General features: G+C 59.4%; 12 protein-coding genes. 10 read left to right on the top strand and 2 right to left on the bottom strand.

Annotation, left to right across the window (positions count from 1 at the left end):
- Positions 1-62 precede the first annotated feature (62 nt).
- A complete protein-coding gene (locus AWR36_RS14930; RefSeq protein ID WP_067086828.1) occupies positions 63-995 on the bottom strand; it encodes an outer membrane protein assembly factor BamD in 933 nt (310 codons plus the stop codon).
- A 129-nt stretch (positions 996-1124) separates the two neighbouring features.
- Here AWR36_RS14930 and rluD point away from each other — a divergent pair, with 129 nt between their 5' ends.
- The 7 genes from rluD to AWR36_RS14895 all read left to right on the top strand — a co-directional run bounded on the left by rluD (position 1125) and on the right by AWR36_RS14895 (position 12869).
- The gene (gene rluD / locus AWR36_RS14925) at positions 1125-2081 is read left to right on the top strand and encodes a 23S rRNA pseudouridine(1911/1915/1917) synthase RluD (RefSeq protein ID WP_067086826.1); all 957 of its coding nucleotides are present in this window, start codon (positions 1125-1127) and stop codon (positions 2079-2081) included.
- A 105-nt stretch (positions 2082-2186) separates the two neighbouring features.
- Complete coding sequence (pgeF, locus tag AWR36_RS14920; RefSeq protein ID WP_067086823.1) at positions 2187-2951, top strand: peptidoglycan editing factor PgeF; 765 nt, start codon at positions 2187-2189, stop codon at positions 2949-2951.
- A gap of 108 nt (positions 2952-3059) precedes the next feature.
- Complete coding sequence (clpB, locus tag AWR36_RS14915) at positions 3060-5672, top strand: ATP-dependent chaperone ClpB (protein WP_067086821.1); 2613 nt, start codon at positions 3060-3062, stop codon at positions 5670-5672.
- 254 nt (positions 5673-5926) lie between these two features.
- On the top strand, positions 5927-7066 hold the full coding sequence (locus AWR36_RS14910; RefSeq protein ID WP_231745363.1) for an efflux RND transporter periplasmic adaptor subunit: 1140 nt from the start codon (positions 5927-5929) through the stop codon (positions 7064-7066).
- Positions 7067-7097: 31 nt separating this feature from the next.
- Entirely contained in the window at positions 7098-10166 is a 3069-nt protein-coding gene (locus AWR36_RS14905) for an efflux RND transporter permease subunit (RefSeq protein ID WP_067086817.1), read from the top strand.
- Positions 10167-10292: 126 nt separating this feature from the next.
- Entirely contained in the window at positions 10293-10835 is a 543-nt protein-coding gene (locus AWR36_RS14900) for a fasciclin domain-containing protein (protein ID WP_082679643.1), read from the top strand.
- 168 nt (positions 10836-11003) lie between these two features.
- Positions 11004-12869 (top strand): DUF3604 domain-containing protein, encoded by a 1866-nt coding sequence (locus AWR36_RS14895; protein ID WP_067086813.1) that lies wholly within the window; start codon positions 11004-11006, stop codon positions 12867-12869.
- 151 nt (positions 12870-13020) lie between these two features.
- On the opposite strand, the gene AWR36_RS14890 is transcribed toward AWR36_RS14895, so the two are convergent.
- Positions 13021-13509 carry a DUF4124 domain-containing protein gene (locus tag AWR36_RS14890; protein WP_067086809.1) on the bottom strand — a complete coding sequence of 163 codons (489 nt, stop codon included), beginning with the start codon at positions 13507-13509 and terminating at the stop codon, positions 13021-13023.
- A gap of 501 nt (positions 13510-14010) precedes the next feature.
- On the opposite strand from AWR36_RS14890, the gene AWR36_RS14885 reads away from it, so the two are divergent.
- Genes AWR36_RS14885 through ilvC form a run of 3 tightly spaced genes read left to right on the top strand, consistent with a single transcriptional unit; the run spans position 14011 to position 17302 of the window.
- Positions 14011-15747 carry an acetolactate synthase 3 large subunit gene (locus tag AWR36_RS14885; RefSeq protein ID WP_067086805.1) on the top strand — a complete coding sequence of 579 codons (1737 nt, stop codon included), beginning with the start codon at positions 14011-14013 and terminating at the stop codon, positions 15745-15747.
- A 12-nt stretch (positions 15748-15759) separates the two neighbouring features.
- A complete protein-coding gene (gene ilvN / locus AWR36_RS14880) occupies positions 15760-16251 on the top strand; it encodes an acetolactate synthase small subunit (RefSeq protein ID WP_067086802.1) in 492 nt (163 codons plus the stop codon).
- Between the two features lie 25 nt (positions 16252-16276).
- Positions 16277-17302 carry a ketol-acid reductoisomerase gene (ilvC, locus tag AWR36_RS14875; protein WP_067086799.1) on the top strand — a complete coding sequence of 342 codons (1026 nt, stop codon included), beginning with the start codon at positions 16277-16279 and terminating at the stop codon, positions 17300-17302.
- Positions 17303-17417: the final 115 nt, after the last annotated feature.

The raw sequence follows: 17417 nt of genomic DNA, 5'->3' as shown, positions 1-17417 counted from the left end.
AGCCCCCAACAGAAAACGGCGCCTTCTGGCGCCGTTTTTCGTACAGTTGATCGCGGATGCCGTTACATCAGCTCCGGCGGTAGCGGCGCCTCTTCGCGACGATACTCGACGTTGTACTGCTCGCGGCTGTCGAAGCCGCGGGGGTCGGACTTCTCGAACAGGCCGAGAGTCAGGCGGTGCACGATGCTGCGGCCGCTGGCGCCCTTGTAGTAGTTGTAGTTGAAGCTGCCGTCACTGCGGAAGGCCGGGTGATCCGGATAGTTGGCCTGCAGCACTTGGAGAGAGTTGGCTTCCAGTTCCGGCTTTTCCATCAGGTGGTAGCCCTGCACCATCACTGCCAGCGCGTCCGGCACGGCCGGGGTCTGCTGGAAGTTTTCCACCACGTAGCGGCCGCGGTTGGTAGCGGCCAGGTAGGCGCCGCGCTTGAAGTAGTAGTTTGCAACGTGAATCTCGTAACGGGCCAGCAGGTTACGCAGGTGGATCATGCGTTTCTGGGCATCGGGCGCGTAGCGGCTGTCCGGGAAACGCGCCATCAGCTGGGCGAAATAGGCGAAGGACTCGCGGGCGGAGCCCGGGTCACGGCGGGTCATATCGGTGGGCAGGAAGCGCTCAAACAGGCCGCTGCCCTCGGTGAATGAGGCCAGGCCCTTCATGTAATAGGCGTAATCCACGTTGCGATGCTGCGGGTGCAGGCGGATAAACCGGTCTGCGGCGGCGATGGCAGCGTCGTTCTCGTAGTTGCGGTAGTAGGCGTAGATCAGTTCCAGCTGGGCCTGCTCGGCATAGCTGCCGAAGGGGAAGTTGTCTTCCAGGGCGCGCAGGTTCTTGATCGCCAGGTCCCACTGGCTCGACCGCAGCTGGCGCTGGGCCGCTTCGTAAAAGGCCTGCTCGGTGCGGCTGCCGGAGGGCAGCCCCTCTTCTGACTCGTCGGTACTGGCACAGGCGACCACAATTGCGGACATCACCACCAACAACAGGGTTTTCCAGGCCTGCATAGTGCCTCGCTCTATCATTATTACTCTCTACCTTATTAAACTACGCGCCATCCGTTCATTTCGGGGCGGCCCGACATTTAACCACAGTCGCGCACCTGCCCAAAGTTTTCGTGCCCGTAGGCCCAGAGTATGACCGACGAGATACAAGTGGACATCGTAGTGCCTCCCCGCCTGTCCGGTCACAGGTTGGACCAGGTGGCAGCGGAATTAATTCCCGAATATTCCCGCGCCCGTCTCCAGGGCTGGATCAAGAGTGGCGCTCTGACGGTCGATGGTCGCCGTGGTAAGCCGAAAGACAAGCTGTTTGGCGGTGAGCAGCTGGCGCTGCGGGCCGAGCTGGAGCCCCAGGGGGAGTGGGTCGCAGAGGACCTGTCCCTGGAAGTCGTGTATGAAGACGACAGCCTGCTGGTGATCAACAAGCCCGCCGGGCTGGTGGTGCATCCAGCCGCCGGCAACCCGGACGGCACGCTCCTGAATGGCCTGCTGTTTCACTGCCGGGAACTGGAAAAGATTCCCCGGGCCGGCATCGTCCACCGCCTCGACAAGGACACCAGCGGCCTGATGGTGGTGGCGAAGACGCTTACTGCCCAAGCGAACCTGGTCAACCAGCTAAAGGCGCGCACGGTCAGCCGTCTATATGATGCAGTGGCCCAGGGGGCCATGACCGCCGGTGGCACGGTCGATGCCCCGATCGGCCGGCATCGCCAGAACCGCCTGAAAATGGCGGTGCTCCCAGCGGGCGCAGCCGGCGCCCGAGAGGCGGTAACCCACTACCGGGTGGTGGAGCGCTTTGCCGCCCACACCCTGTTGCGCTGCCAACTGGAGACAGGGCGTACCCATCAGATCCGGGTCCACATGGCCCATATTCACCATCCACTGGTGGGCGATCCGCTCTACGGTGGGCGCGGTCGACTGTCCGCCGGCGCCTCTCCGGAACTGAGGGAGACGCTGCAGTCGTTCCCGCGCCAGGCGTTGCACGCTGCGGAGCTGTCACTGCAGCACCCCGAACACGGCGAGACACTGCACTGGAGTGCCGCGATGCCTGAGGATATGCTGCACCTGCTGGCCAGCTTGCGGGCCGGCTGACGCCGGCCTGCGGACTCCGCAATATCCGCAGATCCGACACCCGGGCGGGGGCGGGACTAAATTTCCCGTAGCCCGCTTTTCCGCATCCCTGCCACAGGAGACATCATGGCCCTCGATCACTACCTGTTCCCGGACTGGCCCGCACCCGCCAACGTCCGCGCGGCCGTTACCCTGCGGGGCGGTGGTCACAGTGAGGGCCCCTACGCTTCCTTTAACCTCGGCAATCATGTGGGGGACAGCGAGGCCGCCGTGTTGGCCAACCGTCAACAGTTGCAGGAGGAGTTACAGCTGCCGGCGCCGCCCCAGTGGCTGGAGCAGATCCACAGCGATAAAGTGGTAGAGGCCAGGAGCGATGGGACCATCCGCACCGCAGACGCCAGTCATACCACCAGCGTGGGCGTGGTCTGCGCGGTACTGACGGCGGATTGTCTGCCCGTGCTGCTCTGTGACCGCGCAGGTACCCGAGTGGCGGCGGTGCACGCCGGTTGGCGGGGACTGGCCGGTGGCGTGGTGCGCAACGCTGTGTCCGCCCTCAACTGCAAGCCAGGGCACCTCATGGCCTGGCTGGGACCGGCCATCGGCCCCGAGGCCTTTGAAACCGGCGTCGATGTGCTCGAGGCTTTTTTCGAAAGTGCGCAGAATCCCGAGCACGCGGAAAAGATGGCGCAGTGTTTCCGGCCACATATGCAGAAGCCGCTGCATTTCCTCGCCGATATCTATGGGCTGGCGCGGGCCGAACTGGAAAGTCTCGGAGTGAGTGAGATCTCCGGCGGCGACCGCTGCACCGTGACTGACGCAGAAAACTTTTTTTCCTATCGCCGCGACAAAGTCACCGGGCGCATGGCTTCCCTTATCTGGCTGCAACCCTGACCGTCGGAAAGTCCACACTTCGCGTATTGAAAAAGCCTCAACCGGCCGCACATCTGTAACTAGACTCAGAAGCTGTGCTGTCGCATCAAACTGAAAGAGGATTTTTTCGTGCGCATAGACCGTATGACCAACCCGCTCCAGTCAGCAATTGCCGATGCGCAGTCGATTGCTGTCGGCCGCGACCACAACCAGATTTATCCGGAACACCTCCTGCAGGCACTGCTGAACCAGAACAATGGCAGCGTGCCCGCTTTTCTGTCCCAGGCCGGCTTTAACCTCAATGGCCTGCGCAATGATCTGGCCAAGCGCCTCGATGCGTTGCCGACCATCAGTTCCCCGACTGGCGATGTGGGTATGTCGCAGGAGCTGGTGCGTCTTTTCAACCTGGCCGATAAAAAGGCCCAGCAGAATGGCGACTCCTTCATCGCCAGTGAAACCGTGCTGCTGGCTGCCTTTGATTCGGCGGCCGGCGAGGTGGCAAAAATCCTGCGCGCCAATGGCGATGTGAAGCAGCTGGAAGACGCCATCAAGAAAGTCCGCGGCAGCGAAAAGGTCGACGATCCGTCTGCCGAAGATGCCCGTCAGGCACTGGATAAATACACGCTGGACCTGACCGAGCGCGCAGTTGCCGGCAAGCTCGACCCGGTGATCGGCCGCGACGATGAAATCCGCCGCACCATCCAGGTTTTGCAGCGCCGCACCAAGAACAATCCGGTGTTGATTGGTGAGCCCGGGGTGGGTAAAACCGCCATCGTCGAGGGGCTCGCCCAGCGCATCGTCAACGGTGAAGTGCCCGAGGGGTTGAAGGACAAGCGTCTCTTGTCGCTGGACCTGGGTGCGCTGCTGGCGGGTGCCAAGTTTCGCGGCGAGTTCGAGGAGCGCCTGAAAGCCGTGCTCAACGAACTGTCGAAACAGGAAGGCCGCGTCATCTTGTTTATCGATGAGCTGCATACCATGGTCGGCGCTGGCAAGGCGGAGGGCGCCATGGACGCAGGCAATATGCTGAAGCCCGCCCTGGCCCGCGGTGAGCTGCACTGCGTCGGTGCCACCACCCTGGACGAATATCGCAAATACATCGAGAAAGACGCCGCGCTGGAGCGCCGTTTCCAGAAGGTCCTGGTGGACGAGCCGACAGAAGAGGACACCATTGCTATCCTGCGCGGCCTGAAAGAGCGCTACGAAGTGCACCATGGTGTGGATATCACCGACTCGGCAATCATCGCGGCTACGCGCCTGTCCCAACGCTATATCACCGACCGCCAGTTGCCCGATAAGGCCATTGACCTGATCGACGAAGCGGCCAGCCGTATCCGCATGGAGATCGACTCCAAGCCGGAGGCAATGGACAAACTGGAGCGCCGCTTGATTCAGCTCAAGATCGAGCGCGAGGCGGTCAAGAAAGATAAAGACGATGAGGCAGCGCAGAAGCGACTGGCGAAGCTGGAAGAGGACATCAACCAGATCGAAAAGGAATACGCCGATCTGGAAGAGGTGTGGAAGGCCGAAAAGGCCCAGCTGGCTGGCAGTCACGATATCAAGGAGAAGCTGGAGCAGGCCAAGCTGGATATGGAGGCGGCGCGTCGCGCCGGCGACCTGACCCGGATGTCCGAGCTTCAATACGGTGTCATCCCGCAGCTCGAACAACAACTGCAGGCCGCCTCGACCGCCGATACAGAGACAGCGGAAGAACCGAGGCTGCTGCGCAACCGCGTCACCGATGAAGAGGTGGCAGAAGTGGTTTCCCGCTGGACCGGTATTCCGGTATCGAAGATGCTCGAGGGTGAGCGGGAAAAACTGCTGCGCATGGAGGAGGCGCTGCACGGCCGTGTTATCGGTCAGGACGAGGCTGTCAACGCGGTCTCCAATGCGGTGCGTCGTTCCCGCGCGGGGCTGGCGGATCCCAACCGGCCCAATGGCTCCTTCCTGTTCCTCGGCCCAACCGGTGTGGGCAAGACCGAGTTATGCAAGGCGCTGGCGCAATTCCTCTTTGATACCGAGGACGCCATGGTGCGCATCGACATGTCCGAGTTTATGGAGAAGCACTCCGTGGCACGGCTCATCGGCGCGCCTCCGGGCTATGTGGGATATGAAGAGGGCGGTTACCTGACCGAGGCGGTGCGACGCAAACCTTATTCGGTCATCCTGATGGATGAGGTGGAAAAGGCGCACCCGGATGTGTTCAATATCCTGCTGCAGGTGCTGGAGGATGGCCGGCTCACCGATGGCCAGGGCCGCACGGTGGACTTCCGTAACACCGTGGTGGTGATGACTTCGAACCTGGGCTCCGACCTGATCCAGAAATATGCCACTGCCAAGGAAGAAGACGAGCTGGACAGTGAGATTCGCTACCAGCAGATGAAGAGCGCGGTGATGGAAGTGGTGGGCGATCATTTCCGGCCTGAATTCATCAACCGTATCGACGAGGTCGTGGTGTTCCACCCGCTGGGACGCGAACAGGTGCGGGAGATTGCCGAGATCCAGCTGGATCACCTGCGTCGGCGGCTTGCCGACCGGGAGCTCAAGCTGGAAGTTTCCGAAGAACTGCTCAACAAGCTCTCAGAAGTGGGTTTCGATCCCGTCTATGGCGCGCGGCCCTTGAAGCGCGCCATCCAGATGTGGCTGGAAAACCCGCTGGCGCAGGAGGTACTGGCAGGGAAGTTTGCCCCCGGCGACACCATTCACGCCGATGTCGAGGGCGACAAGGCAGTGTTCCGCAACTGAGCCCTGACGGCGGCGGGGCTTTTCCCGCCGCCTTTGCTCTCCCTGTTGCTGGAGCCGGCAATGCCGGCCGCTCAGGCGCACTTCAAATCCTTTCACCGTCCGTTAACGATCCTTTTCTCTCTCGCTTTCCATTCCGCACTCGAGTCTCCAGCAAAGTGCATCGGCCGCCGATTGCCTATGCTGTCAGCGATGGTGTCCGTCAATAAAGAGGGCTCCGAGGACAGCGCGTAGATAAGAAACGGGACTTTTAGTTAGTGGCGGCAAAAAATCGAGTCTTCAATAAGCCCATGCTGCTGATGCTACTCGGCTGCCTGCTGCTGTTCGGTGGCATTTTTGCCTTTAAGATGTTTGGCAAGATGATGATGAACCGGGCCTTCGACACCATGGCCCTGCCACCTGCCACGGTGACGTCGGCCTCGGTAGAACAGCAGACCTGGAGCACGCGGCTCAGTGCGGTGGGGAGTCTGCGGGCGGTGAATGGCGTCGAGGTCACCACGCAGGCCGAGGGAGTGGTCAGCAATATCTATTTTAAATCCGGCGAAACGGTTGAGGCCGGTGCATTACTGGTAGAGCTCACTGCGGAACCCGAGCGCGCCCAGCTCAAGGTGCTGGAGGCGGAACTGCAGCTGGCGCGGCGGGACTACGATCGGATTAAAAAGCTGCACGGGCGGGGCGTGACCACCGATGCGGAACTGGATGACGCCCTGAGCACCCTGGAGCAGGTACTGGCCAGCATTGAGGTACAGCGTGCCACTGTGGCGGAGCGTCGGGTGAAAGCGCCTTTTTCCGGTCAGCTGGGCATCCGCCAGGTAGACCTGGGCGAAAATATCAGTCCCGGCGATCCGGTGGTTTCCCTGCAGCAGCTCTCGCCCATCTATGCAGACTTTTCGCTCCCGGAGCAGCATTTTGCGCAGTTGCAAGTGGGGCAAACCATCTCGCTTCGCACCGGCGCCTACCCGGAGCGCAGATTTGCCGGCCAAGTCACTGCGATCGATCCGAGAATCGACAATGAGAGTCGCAATTTTCTGGTGCAGGCCACATTGCCAAATGACGGTCAGGAATTGCGACCGGGCATGTATGCCGATGTAACCCTGGAACTGGCGGCAGAACGTAGCGTGCTGGTGGTGCCCCGCACGGCCATCCGGTTCGCACCCTATGGCAACTCGGTTTTTGTGTTGCAGGAGGCCACGGAAGGAGAGGGCTACGTTGCCAACCGTCGGGTGGTGCAGACCGGGGAGGAGCGCGGCGACCTGGTGGAAATCCTCAAGGGCGTGGAAGCCGGTCAGCAAGTGGCAACCAGTGGACTGTTGAAACTGCGTAATGAAGGAGCCGTGATCATCAACAACGAAAACCGGCCATCGTCAGAGATCGACCCCAACCCGGAAAATCGTTGATCAGCAACAAGGAGCCGCCAGGGAAGCACCGGTGAATTTTACCGAGATTTTTATTCGCAAGCCGGTTCTGGCCACGGTAGTGAGCCTTTTTTTGTTACTGCTTGGCCTGCGTGCAGCAACAGAGCTCAACGTGCGCGAGTACCCGGAGCTGGAGAACGCGGTGATCACGGTCAACACCGTGTATGTGGGTGCAGATGCGGACCTGGTGCAGGGTTTTATTACCACACCGCTGGAGCAGGAAGTGGCGACCGCCGACGGCATCGATTACATGGTCTCCACCAGTGTGCAGGGCCTCTCCTCCATCCAGGCCTATGTGCGGTTGGGGTATAACGCCAACGAGGTGCTTACCCAGGTTGTGGCCAAGGTCAACAAACTGCGCAGTGAGTTGCCGGAAGAGTCGGAGGACTCGACTGTGGACATGGCCATCGGCCAGACCGTTGCCGCCATGTACCTGTCCTTTTCCTCTGAGCTGCTGGATAACAACCAGATTACTGATTACCTGACCCGTGTGGTGCAACCGAAGCTCTCCACCATCCCCGGTGTACAGCGCGCGAGACTGCTGGGCAACCGCACCTTTGCCATGCGTATCTGGCTGCGCCCGGCGGATATGGCCGCCTTCGGAGTTACGCCGGGGGATGTGAGTGCCGCACTGCGCACGAACAACGTGCTGTCTGCGGTCGGCAGCACCAAGGGCACCATGGTCACGGTGGAAATTTCCGCAGATACCGATATCGCCACCGAAGAGGCGTTTCGGCAGCTGGTGGTGCGCTCCGATGGCGATCAGATAATCCGATTGCAGGATATCGCCAAAGTAGAGCTCGGCTCGGAGTCCTACGACAGCTCGGTCACTTTCAACGGCCGCTCCGCGACATTTATCGCAGTCGAGGTGGCGCCAGATGCCAATGCCCTCGATGTGATTCGCATCGTGCGGGAGAAGCTGGATCGGGAAATCTTCCCGCAACTGCCACAGGGCATGATCGGCGAGATCCCTTACGACAGCACCGAGTATATCCAGGATTCCATCAATGAGGTCATCAAGACGATTGTCGAGGCGATCCTCATTGTCATCGTGGTGATCTACCTGTTTCTCGGTTCACTGCGCAGTGTGGTGATCCCCGCGGTCGCGGTACCGTTGTCGCTGGTCGGTGCCCTGTTTCTGATGCTGTTGATGGGTTTCTCCATCAACCTGCTGACGCTGCTGGCGATGGTCCTGGCCATCGGCATCGTGGTCGACGATGCGATTATTGTGCTGGAAAACGTGCACCGACATATCGAGGAGGGGCTCAGCCCGAAAGAGGCCGCGATTATTGGTGCCCGGGAACTGGCTTGGCCGGTGGTGGCCATGACCACCACCCTGATTGCGGTGTATCTGCCAATCGGCTTTCTCGGTGGCCTTACCGGCACCCTGTTTCTGGAGTTTGCCTTCTCCCTGGCGGGCGCGGTGCTGTTGTCCGGGGTAGTGGCGCTGACCCTGTCGCCGATGATGGCGTCGAAGATACTCCGGCCCCACAGTGAAGATGGTGGCTCGCGGCTCGAGCGGTGGCTGGGGAAACGATTTGACCGGCTGCAGCAGGGTTATGAGCATCGCCTGCACAATGCCCTTGATGACCGCTTTGTCATCCTGGTGTTCGGCCTGATCGTGATCACCAGCTGTTACTTCCTGTTTATAACCAGCCCCGCAGAACTGGAGCCCGATGAAGACCGTGGCTTTGTGCTGACGATCTCATCGGCAGATGCCTACGCCACCCTCGATTACCTGGAGCTGTTCACCCGCGAGCTGGATGGTATTGCCGAGCGCAACCCGGAAGTGGAGAACATCTTCCTGCTCAATGGTGTGGGTGGTGCCGCCAACGCCACCAATAGCGCCATTGCCGGCTTTGTGCTGGATTCCTGGAACAAGCGCGATAAAGACACCCAGCAGATGCAGGAGATTATCAGTGGCGAAGTGGCGCAGATCGCGGGGTTGAAAGTCGCAGTGGTCGTGCCGCCCAGCCTGCCCACCGCCGGGGGTAACCTGCCGGTGGAGTTCGTGATCGGCTCGACCGAACCGATGGAAAACCTGGCGGGGTTCGCCGACGAAATCATGGGGCGCGCACTGGCCAGCCGCAAGTTCATCTTTCTCGATTCTGATCTCAAGATCGATAAGCCCAAACTGGCCGTGACGATCAACCGGGACAAGGCCGCCTCGGCCGGGGTGACGATGGCGGAGATCAGTCGAGAGCTGGGTGCGATGATGTCCGGTGCCTATGTCAACCGCTTTTCCCTCGACAATCGCAGTTACAAAGTCATTCCCCAGGTGGTCCGTCGTGAGCGGCTGACCGGCGAGCAGCTCAGGCAATATTATATTCGCACGGGCAGTGGCCAGCTGGTGCCCCTGTCGACGCTGGTTAGCTTGCAGGAAACTGTCGAACCCCAGCAACTCAAACGTTTTCAGCAGTTAAATGCCGTCACTATCTCCGGTGTTCCCCGCCCGGGTATCACCCTGGGTGAGGCTCTGGGTGTGCTGGAGAGCGCCGCGGGGCAGATATTGCCGCCGGGCTATTCCATCGATTATTCAGGCCAGTCCCGCCAGTACAAGGCAGAAGGGTCGGAGTTGGTGCTGACTTTCTTCTTTGCCCTGATCGTCATCTACCTGGTCCTGGCAGCACAATTCGAATCCTGGCGCGACCCGCTCATCATGCTGGTGACCGTACCCATGAGTGTCTGTGGCGCGATGATTTTTGTGAGCCTTGGGTTCACGACCATGAATATTTACACCCAGGTGGGGCTGGTCACCCTCATCGGGGTCATTTCCAAGCACGGCATCCTGATTGTGGAGTTTGCCAATAAACTGCAACAGGACGGCCTGGACAAGCGCGAAGCCATCGAGCGCGCAGCGGCTATCCGGTTGCGGCCAATCCTGATGACCACAGCGTCCCTGGTACTCGCCATGGTGCCGCTGCTGATTGCCGCCGGACCTGGTGGCGGGGCGCGGTTTGCCATGGGTCTGGTGGTCGCTTCGGGGATGACGATCGGTACCCTGTTCACTTTATTTGTGGTGCCGGCCATGTACGTCTATCTGGGCCGGGATTATGGCCATGGTGAGGCAGCGACAGAGTAAAGCCAGCTTCGCCTGCGGGTTGCTGTGGGCAACCTCGCCTGCACCCTATACTGCCGGGCAGCTCCATGCACTCCGGGCTTGCATCCGCTGCCTGGTTTTCTTCGAGCTTCACTTTGGAGGTGAACCATGCGTTCTGTACAAGTCTTTTTTGCCAAGTTTCTGCTGGCGCCAATGATGCTGGCGGCTCTTTATTGCGGATCGCTCCAGGCAGACGAAAGCAAAACTATTGCTGCCAATGCCGCGGGGGCGGAAGCGCTGTCTACGCTCGCTGCAGCCGTAAAGGCAGCCGATCTGGTCGATACCCTCAACAGCGAGGGTCCTTTTACCGTGTTTGCGCCGACCAACGATGCCTTCGCGGCTCTGCCGGCCGGCACTGTGGAGACGTTGCTCAAGCCGGAAAACAAGGGCAAGCTGCAGAAAATTCTCGGCTATCATGTGTTGCCGGGTAAAGCCACTGCAGCAGTGGTGATGGATTTGACCAAGAAAGGCGGTGGCCACGCGAAAGTCGCTACTGTTCAGGGTGAGGAGCTAACCCTGAAGGTGGATGGCGATAAGGTAACGGTGACGGATACCAAGGGTAATACTGCGACTGTGGTGCAAGCTGATATCATGAGCTCAAATGGTGTCGTGCATGTCATCGATGGCGTGCTGATGCCCACGAAAAAATGATCGGGCAAATGATAAGAGAGGCGGCCTTCGGGTCGCCTTTCTTATTTCAGGCATAACATTCATTTTGTCAGCCGGAACATGCAAGATCGCCAGCTAGAATTTCCAGCAATAAAGTGATTCTTCGGTTTTCCGGTTATGTCAGGTGCCACTCAATTTCAATGGGTCAGAATGCCCTTTTTCACCGTTGCAGCGGTCGCGCTCGCAACTGTTCTGGTGCTTGCCAGTCCGTTGTCGAGCGCGGAGGACGGTGAGGAATTTTCCCCGTACGTAGAGCGTGACTATCCCACCCGGGTCTACTGGGGGGATACCCATCTTCACACGGATATCTCGGTCGATGCCGGCACCATGAACCGGCTGGGGCAGGAAGAGGCTTTCCGTTTCGCCAGAGGCGAGGAGGTGAAAACCACCCATGGCCTCAAAGCCCGGCTCTCACGCCCGCTGGATTTCCTGGTGATCTCTGACCATGCAGAAATGTATGGTTTGATGCCGAGGCTGCTGGCGGGCGATAAAGCCATCCTGGCTACGGAGAAAGGCAAACGCTGGTATGACATGCTCAAGGGCGGCGACCGGGACCAGATCTTCAAGGCGGCCATGGAGATTGTCGCATCTTTGTCCGAGGATGATCCTCCCTTCAAGAGTGACAAGATCGTCCGCGAGTCGTGGCAGGCCTATACGGCTCTGGCTGACAAGTACAATGAGCCCGGCAAGTTCAGTGCGATCATCGGCTACGAATGGACGGCGATAGGAGGCAATAACCTGCACCGCAACGTTTTGTTCCGGGATGGCTCCAAGGTCGCGGACAAGACAGTGCCTTTTTCTCAATTCGATAGCAAGAACCCGGAAGACCTGTGGCGAGCACTCCGCCAGTTCGAGCAGCAACAAAACACCAGGGTCATTGCGATTCCGCACAACGGTAACCTCAGCAATGGCCGCATGTTTACGGTGGAGACCTTCGCCGGGAAGCCGCTGACGAAAGAGTTGGCAGAACTGCGAGCCCACTTTGAAACGCTGGTGGAGGTAACGCAGATCAAGGGGGATGGGGAGGCGCACCCCGCGCTCTCACCTAATGATGAGTTTGCCGATTACGAGACATGGGATAAATCGAACCTGAACGGCACCGAACTGAAGTCCCCGGAAATGCTGCGGTGGGAATATGCCCGTGAGGCGCTGAAGACCGGCATGATGCTGGAAGGCCAGCTGGGCGTGAATCCCTACAAGTTTGGCATGATTGGTAGTACCGATTCCCACACCAGCCTTGCTGCTGTGGAGGAGGAAAATTTCTTCGGAAAGCATTCCGGCGTAGAGCCTGAGCCGGATCGCTGGAAGCACGCGGTAATCGAGGCCCCGAATCCCGAGTTGACGGTTTATGGTTGGCAGATGGCGTCCTCTGGCTACGCGGGTGTGTGGGCGAAAGGAAACACCCGCGAGGCTCTGTTTGATGCCATGCTGCGCAAGGAAACCTACGCAACGACCGGTCCCCGTATGGTGGTACGGTTTTTCGGCGGCTGGGATTTTGCCGATGATGATGCCAGTTCGCGCTCGATAGCGGATGTCGGTTATGGCAAGGGTGTCCCCATGGGAGCAGACCTGGAAGCGCCACCCGGCACGTCGTCCCCCAGCTTCCTGGTTGCGGCGATGAAGGATCCGCTGAGTGGTAACCTGGATCGCATCCAGATCGTAAAGGGATGGATGGAGGCTGATGGGAAGCTGCAGGAAAAGGTCTACGATGTTGCATGGAGCGGTGACAGGAAACCGGCGCGAGACGGCAAACTGCCCCCAGTCGGTAACACCGTGGATGTGGCCAATGCCACCTGGCGTAATTCAATTGGCGCTTCAGAGTTGAGCGCGGTCTGGCGAGATCCGGACTTCGACCCGGCGCAACGGGCTTTTTATTACGCGCGTGTGATTGAAATTCCCACACCTCGCTGGACGGCCTATGAAGCCAAGCGGTTCGGGCTCAAAATGAACAAAGATGTGCCCATGACCACGACCGAGCGCGCCTATACATCCCCGATCTGGTACACACCCGAGTGATGGTCAGAGTGTTTGATGGCCAGGTGCTTGGTGGGAGGGGAGCAGATAGCCGATTTGGGCTCTAAGTCCAGCCTCATCGGCGGACCGCAGGAAAGAGCGTGAGGCTGGGGGAATCGCACGGGCCCTTTCCGGGCCCGCCCGGGAAAGCTGCTTAGCAGTTTTCCTGGATGATTTGCTTGGCGCGCGCGATACGGGCCTGCCGCTCTTCCTCTGGCAGTACCCGCTGCTTGCCGTCGGTACCGATTTCACGCACCCGGCTGTGGGTGGTCAGTGACTCCAGGTTAGTGCGCGCCAGGCGACACCGTTGTGCCCTGACCGCCATTTCCGCCTTGGTGAGCTGTTTGACCTCGGACTCCTGTTGATTGGGTGCAGCTTCTGCAGCCTGTTGTTCAGCTTTATCCTCACTCCCCGCTTCGCTTTTCACTGCCGCCTGTGTAGCCATCTGCTCGGACTCCCACTGGCGATAGCGCTCGGACTTGGGTTTGCGGACCACCTCTACCTGCTTTTCTTTCTGGGGTGGCTGGGATCCAAAATGCACCACGCCATTTTCGTCCACCCACTTGTAAATGCCATCGGCGTGGGCAGCCAGAGTCAGGGTTAAGGTCGTAAGGGTTGCGAGCATTGCGAGTGCAGAGCGCATGAGAGCCTCGGTCTTATGGATCTTATTAGGTTGGACGTATGTGCACATTGTACAGGCCTCGGGGAGCTTGCCTACAACGCCTTTAACACTTTCGGACGGTAATCGGGTTATGAGGGCCCCGCGCGGTTGACAGTGCCCGCTGAGTTTGGACAATCATGGCCCTCCTCGACAAGCAGAGGCCACCGCGCACCCTGCGGTTCGGCTGCCTTACCGGCGGCCAGGGTCACTGCCGCTCCCGGGCCAAACGCCCGCCACTACTCGTCGAGATGGCTCTCCCCACCCCCTGGAGGCCTGAAGTCCACAGTGGTCGTAAACCCATCGTGGACCGGCGCACCGCACCGAGCGATAAAGTTATCCTAAAAGTTGCCGGAAAAGTGCGTTTCAGGCTGATATTTGTCACAAGTTTCCTTTACAATCGCCTCTGGCATCCTCGTCAGGCAGTGATTTACGGTCTTTCGGGTGATGAATATCCTAATTTTCGTCAAAGTTTAGGGGGCTCCCGTGGAATTACTCTCCGGCGGCGATATGTTGGTTCGCGCGCTGCAGGATGAAGGGGTAGATCTTATCTTCGGCTACCCCGGTGGATCGGCGTTGCACATCTACGACGCCATCTTTCGGCAGAAGAAAATGAAGCATGTTCTGGTGCGCCATGAGCAGGGCGCCACGCACGCGGCGGACGGCTATGCCCGGTCCACTGGCAAGGCGGGTGTGGTGCTGGTGACCTCCGGTCCTGGCGCCACCAATGCGATAACCGGTATCGCCACTGCCTATATGGACTCTATTCCCATGGTGGTGATCTCGGGTCAGGTGCCCAGTGACAAGATCGGTGAGGACGCCTTTCAGGAAACCGACATGGTGGGCTGCTCGCGCCCGATCGTGAAGCACAGTTTCCTGGTCAAGAATGCCGAAGAAATTCCGACGGTGGTCAAGAAGGCTTTCTATATCGCCAATACGGGTCGACCCGGGCCGGTGGTGATCGATATTCCCAAGGATGTCACCAATCCAGCGGATCGTTTTCCCTACCGCTATCCGGAGAAGCTTCGGATGCGCTCCTACACGCCGGCGGGCAAGGGGCATACCGGACAAATTCGCAAGGCCATCGCGCTGCTGTTATCTGCCAAGCGTCCGGTGATTTACGCCGGCGGCGGCGTGGTCCAGGGAGATGGTTCCGGGCTGCTGACGGAGTTGGCGCAGCGGCTCAACTTCCCGGTCACCAATACCCTGATGGGGCTCGGCGCTTATCCGGGTAGCGACCGCCGTTTCCTCGGCATGCTGGGCATGCACGGTACTTTCGAGGCCAACACCGCCATGCATCACGCCGACGTGATTCTGGCTGTTGGTGCGCGCTTCGATGATCGCGTGACAAACACGCCGGGAAAATTCTGCCCCGGGGCCAAGATCATCCATATCGATGTGGATCCGGCCTCTATTTCCAAGACCATCGTCGCCGACGTGCCGATCGTGGGCACGGTGAAGTCGGTACTTGGGGATATGGTTGAAATGCTGAAAGGCACCGACGAGCAGCCGGATCAGTCCGCCATTGTTGACTGGTGGCGGCAGATCGATGATTGGCGCGAGCGTCACGGCATCTATGCCGCGCCCCGCTATCGCACCGACGGTGACATGCTGATGCCGCAGGAGGTAATCCGCGCGGTCCATGAAATCACGGAAGGCGATGCTTTCGTCACCTCGGATGTGGGCCAGCACCAGATGTTTGCCGCCCAGTATTACCTGTTCGACAAGCCACGTCGCTGGATCAATTCCGGTGGCCTCGGGACCATGGGCTTTGGGCTGCCGGCGGCACTGGGGGTGAAGATCGCCCACCCGGATACTGACGTGGTCTGTGTTACCGGTGAGGGCAGTATCCAGATGTGTATCCAGGAGCTGTCTACCGCTACCCAGTACCATCTGCCGGTGAAAATCCTGTGCCTGAACAACCAGGCCCTGGGCATGGTGAAGCAGTGGCAGGAGATGCAGTACGAGGGCCGCCTGTCTCACAGTGTCTACGAAGAGTCATTGCCGGACTTCGTCAAGCTGGCGGAGGCCTATGGTCATCTCGGTATGAAGATTGAGCATCGCGACGAACTGCACGGCAAGCTGCGCGAGGCCTTCGCCATCAAGGATCGCACTGTCTTTATCGATGTTTATGTGGATCCGTCTGAGCATGTTTATCCCATGCAGGTGATGCCCAATGGCTCTATGCGGGATATGTGGCTGAGTAAGACGGAGCGGACGTAGGGAATCATCGAGATGCGCAGAATTGTTTCAGTATTGATGGAAAACGAACCCGGGGCGTTGTCACGGGTTGTGGGGCTGTTTTCCCAGCGCGGCTACAACATCGAGAGCCTGACGGTAGCCCCGACGGAGGATCCCACCCTGTCGCGGTTGACGCTGGTGACCATCGGTGATGACCACAAGATCGAACAGGTAACCAAGAACCTGAACAAGCTGATTGATGTGGTGAAGCTGGTGGATCTCACCGAGGGATCACATATCGAGCGGGAGTTGTTGCTGGTCAAGGTGCGCGCCACTGGCGCCCAGCGCGATGAGGTAAAACGCAGTGTGGACATCTTTCGCGGCCAGATCGTGGATGTCACCAGCAATATGTACACCGTGCAGGTGGCCGGCACCGGCGAGAAGCTGGATGCCTTCCTGCAGGCTCTCGGGGAGCACACCATCATGGAGGTAGTGCGCTCCGGTGTCTCGGGTATTGCCCGCGGTGAAAAAGTTTTGAGTGTTTGATTAAGTAAGAAACAGGAACAGAAGAATGCAAGTTTATTACGACAAAGATTGTGACCAGTCCTTAATCCAGCAGAAAACCGTTGCCATCATCGGTTACGGCTCCCAGGGGCATGCGCACGCCAACAACCTGAAGGACTCCGGTGTCGAAAATGTCGTTGTGGGTCTGCGCAAGGGCTCAAGCTCCTGGGCCAAGGCCGAAAAGGCCGGGCTTCGTGTGGCGGAAGTGACCGATGCAGTAAAAGATGCCGATGTCGTCATGATCCTGGCGCCGGACGAGTATCAGGCTGCCATCTACCGTGAGCAGGTGGCACCGAACCTGAAAGCGGGTGCCGCGCTGGCGTTTGCTCATGGCTTCAATGTCCACTTCGAGCTGATCGAGCCGCCGAAGGATGTAGACGTCATCATGATCGCCCCGAAAGGGCCGGGCCACACGGTGCGCTCCACCTATCTTGAGGGTGGTGGCGTTCCCACCCTGATCGCCGTGTATCAGGATGCCTCCGGCAAAGCCAAAGAGTTGGCGCTGTCCTATGCCTCCGCTAACGGCGGCGGTCGCTCCGGGATCATTGAGACCAATTTCCGCGAGGAGACGGAGACGGACCTCTTCGGTGAGCAAGCGGTGCTGTGTGGCGGTGTGTCCGCGCTGGTGACCGCGGGCTTTGAGACCCTGGTAGAGGCGGGCTACGCGCCGGAGATGGCCTACTTTGAATGTCTGCACGAGCTGAAATTGATTGTTGACCTGATGTATCAGGGTGGCATCGCTGATATGCGCTACTCTATCTCCAATACCGCTGAGTACGGTGATTACGTCACTGGCCCGCGCATCGTCACCGAGGAAACCAAGGCAGAGATGCAGCGCGTGCTCAAGGATATTCAGGCCGGCCGCTTCGCCAAGGACTTCATGCTGGAGTCTCTCGCCGGTCAGCCGCGTCTGAAAGCGGAGCGTCGCATTGGTGCTGAGCACCAGATCGAGCAGGTCGGCACAAAGCTTCGTGCGATGATGCCTTGGATCAAGGCCAATAAAATCATCGACAAGACCGAGGGCAACAGCTAAAGCTGGTTCTCGATCGGAAAAGCGGCGGGGGAGACCCCGCCGTTTTTTTTTGGGCTGTGCCCGGGTGTGCTCTTCGCTGTACACTCGCCGGCTGCGTAAAGCACTAACGGAGAAG

It is taken from the genome of Microbulbifer flavimaris (assembly GCF_001641755.2).
In the GTDB taxonomy this organism is placed as follows: domain Bacteria; phylum Pseudomonadota; class Gammaproteobacteria; order Pseudomonadales; family Cellvibrionaceae; genus Microbulbifer; species Microbulbifer flavimaris.
The sequence above is the reverse complement of the archived record's forward strand: the minus strand, read 5'-3'. Positions and strand labels throughout refer to the sequence as shown.

Excerpts from the sequence above, each read along its gene's own strand:
- AWR36_RS14930 (WP_067086828.1), bottom strand. The coding sequence starts at position 995 with ATGCAGGCCTGGAAAACCCTGTTGTTGGTGGTGATGTCCGCAATTGTG.
- rluD (WP_067086826.1), top strand. The coding sequence starts at position 1,125 with ATGACCGACGAGATACAAGTGGACATCGTAGTGCCTCCCCGCCTGTCC.
- pgeF (WP_067086823.1), top strand. The coding sequence starts at position 2,187 with ATGGCCCTCGATCACTACCTGTTCCCGGACTGGCCCGCACCCGCCAAC.
- AWR36_RS14900 (WP_082679643.1), top strand. The coding sequence starts at position 10,293 with ATGCGTTCTGTACAAGTCTTTTTTGCCAAGTTTCTGCTGGCGCCAATG.
- AWR36_RS14895 (WP_067086813.1), top strand. The coding sequence starts at position 11,004 with ATGCCCTTTTTCACCGTTGCAGCGGTCGCGCTCGCAACTGTTCTGGTG.
- AWR36_RS14890 (WP_067086809.1), bottom strand. The coding sequence starts at position 13,509 with ATGCGCTCTGCACTCGCAATGCTCGCAACCCTTACGACCTTAACCCTG.
- ilvN (WP_067086802.1), top strand. The coding sequence starts at position 15,760 with ATGCGCAGAATTGTTTCAGTATTGATGGAAAACGAACCCGGGGCGTTG.
- ilvC (WP_067086799.1), top strand. The coding sequence starts at position 16,277 with ATGCAAGTTTATTACGACAAAGATTGTGACCAGTCCTTAATCCAGCAG.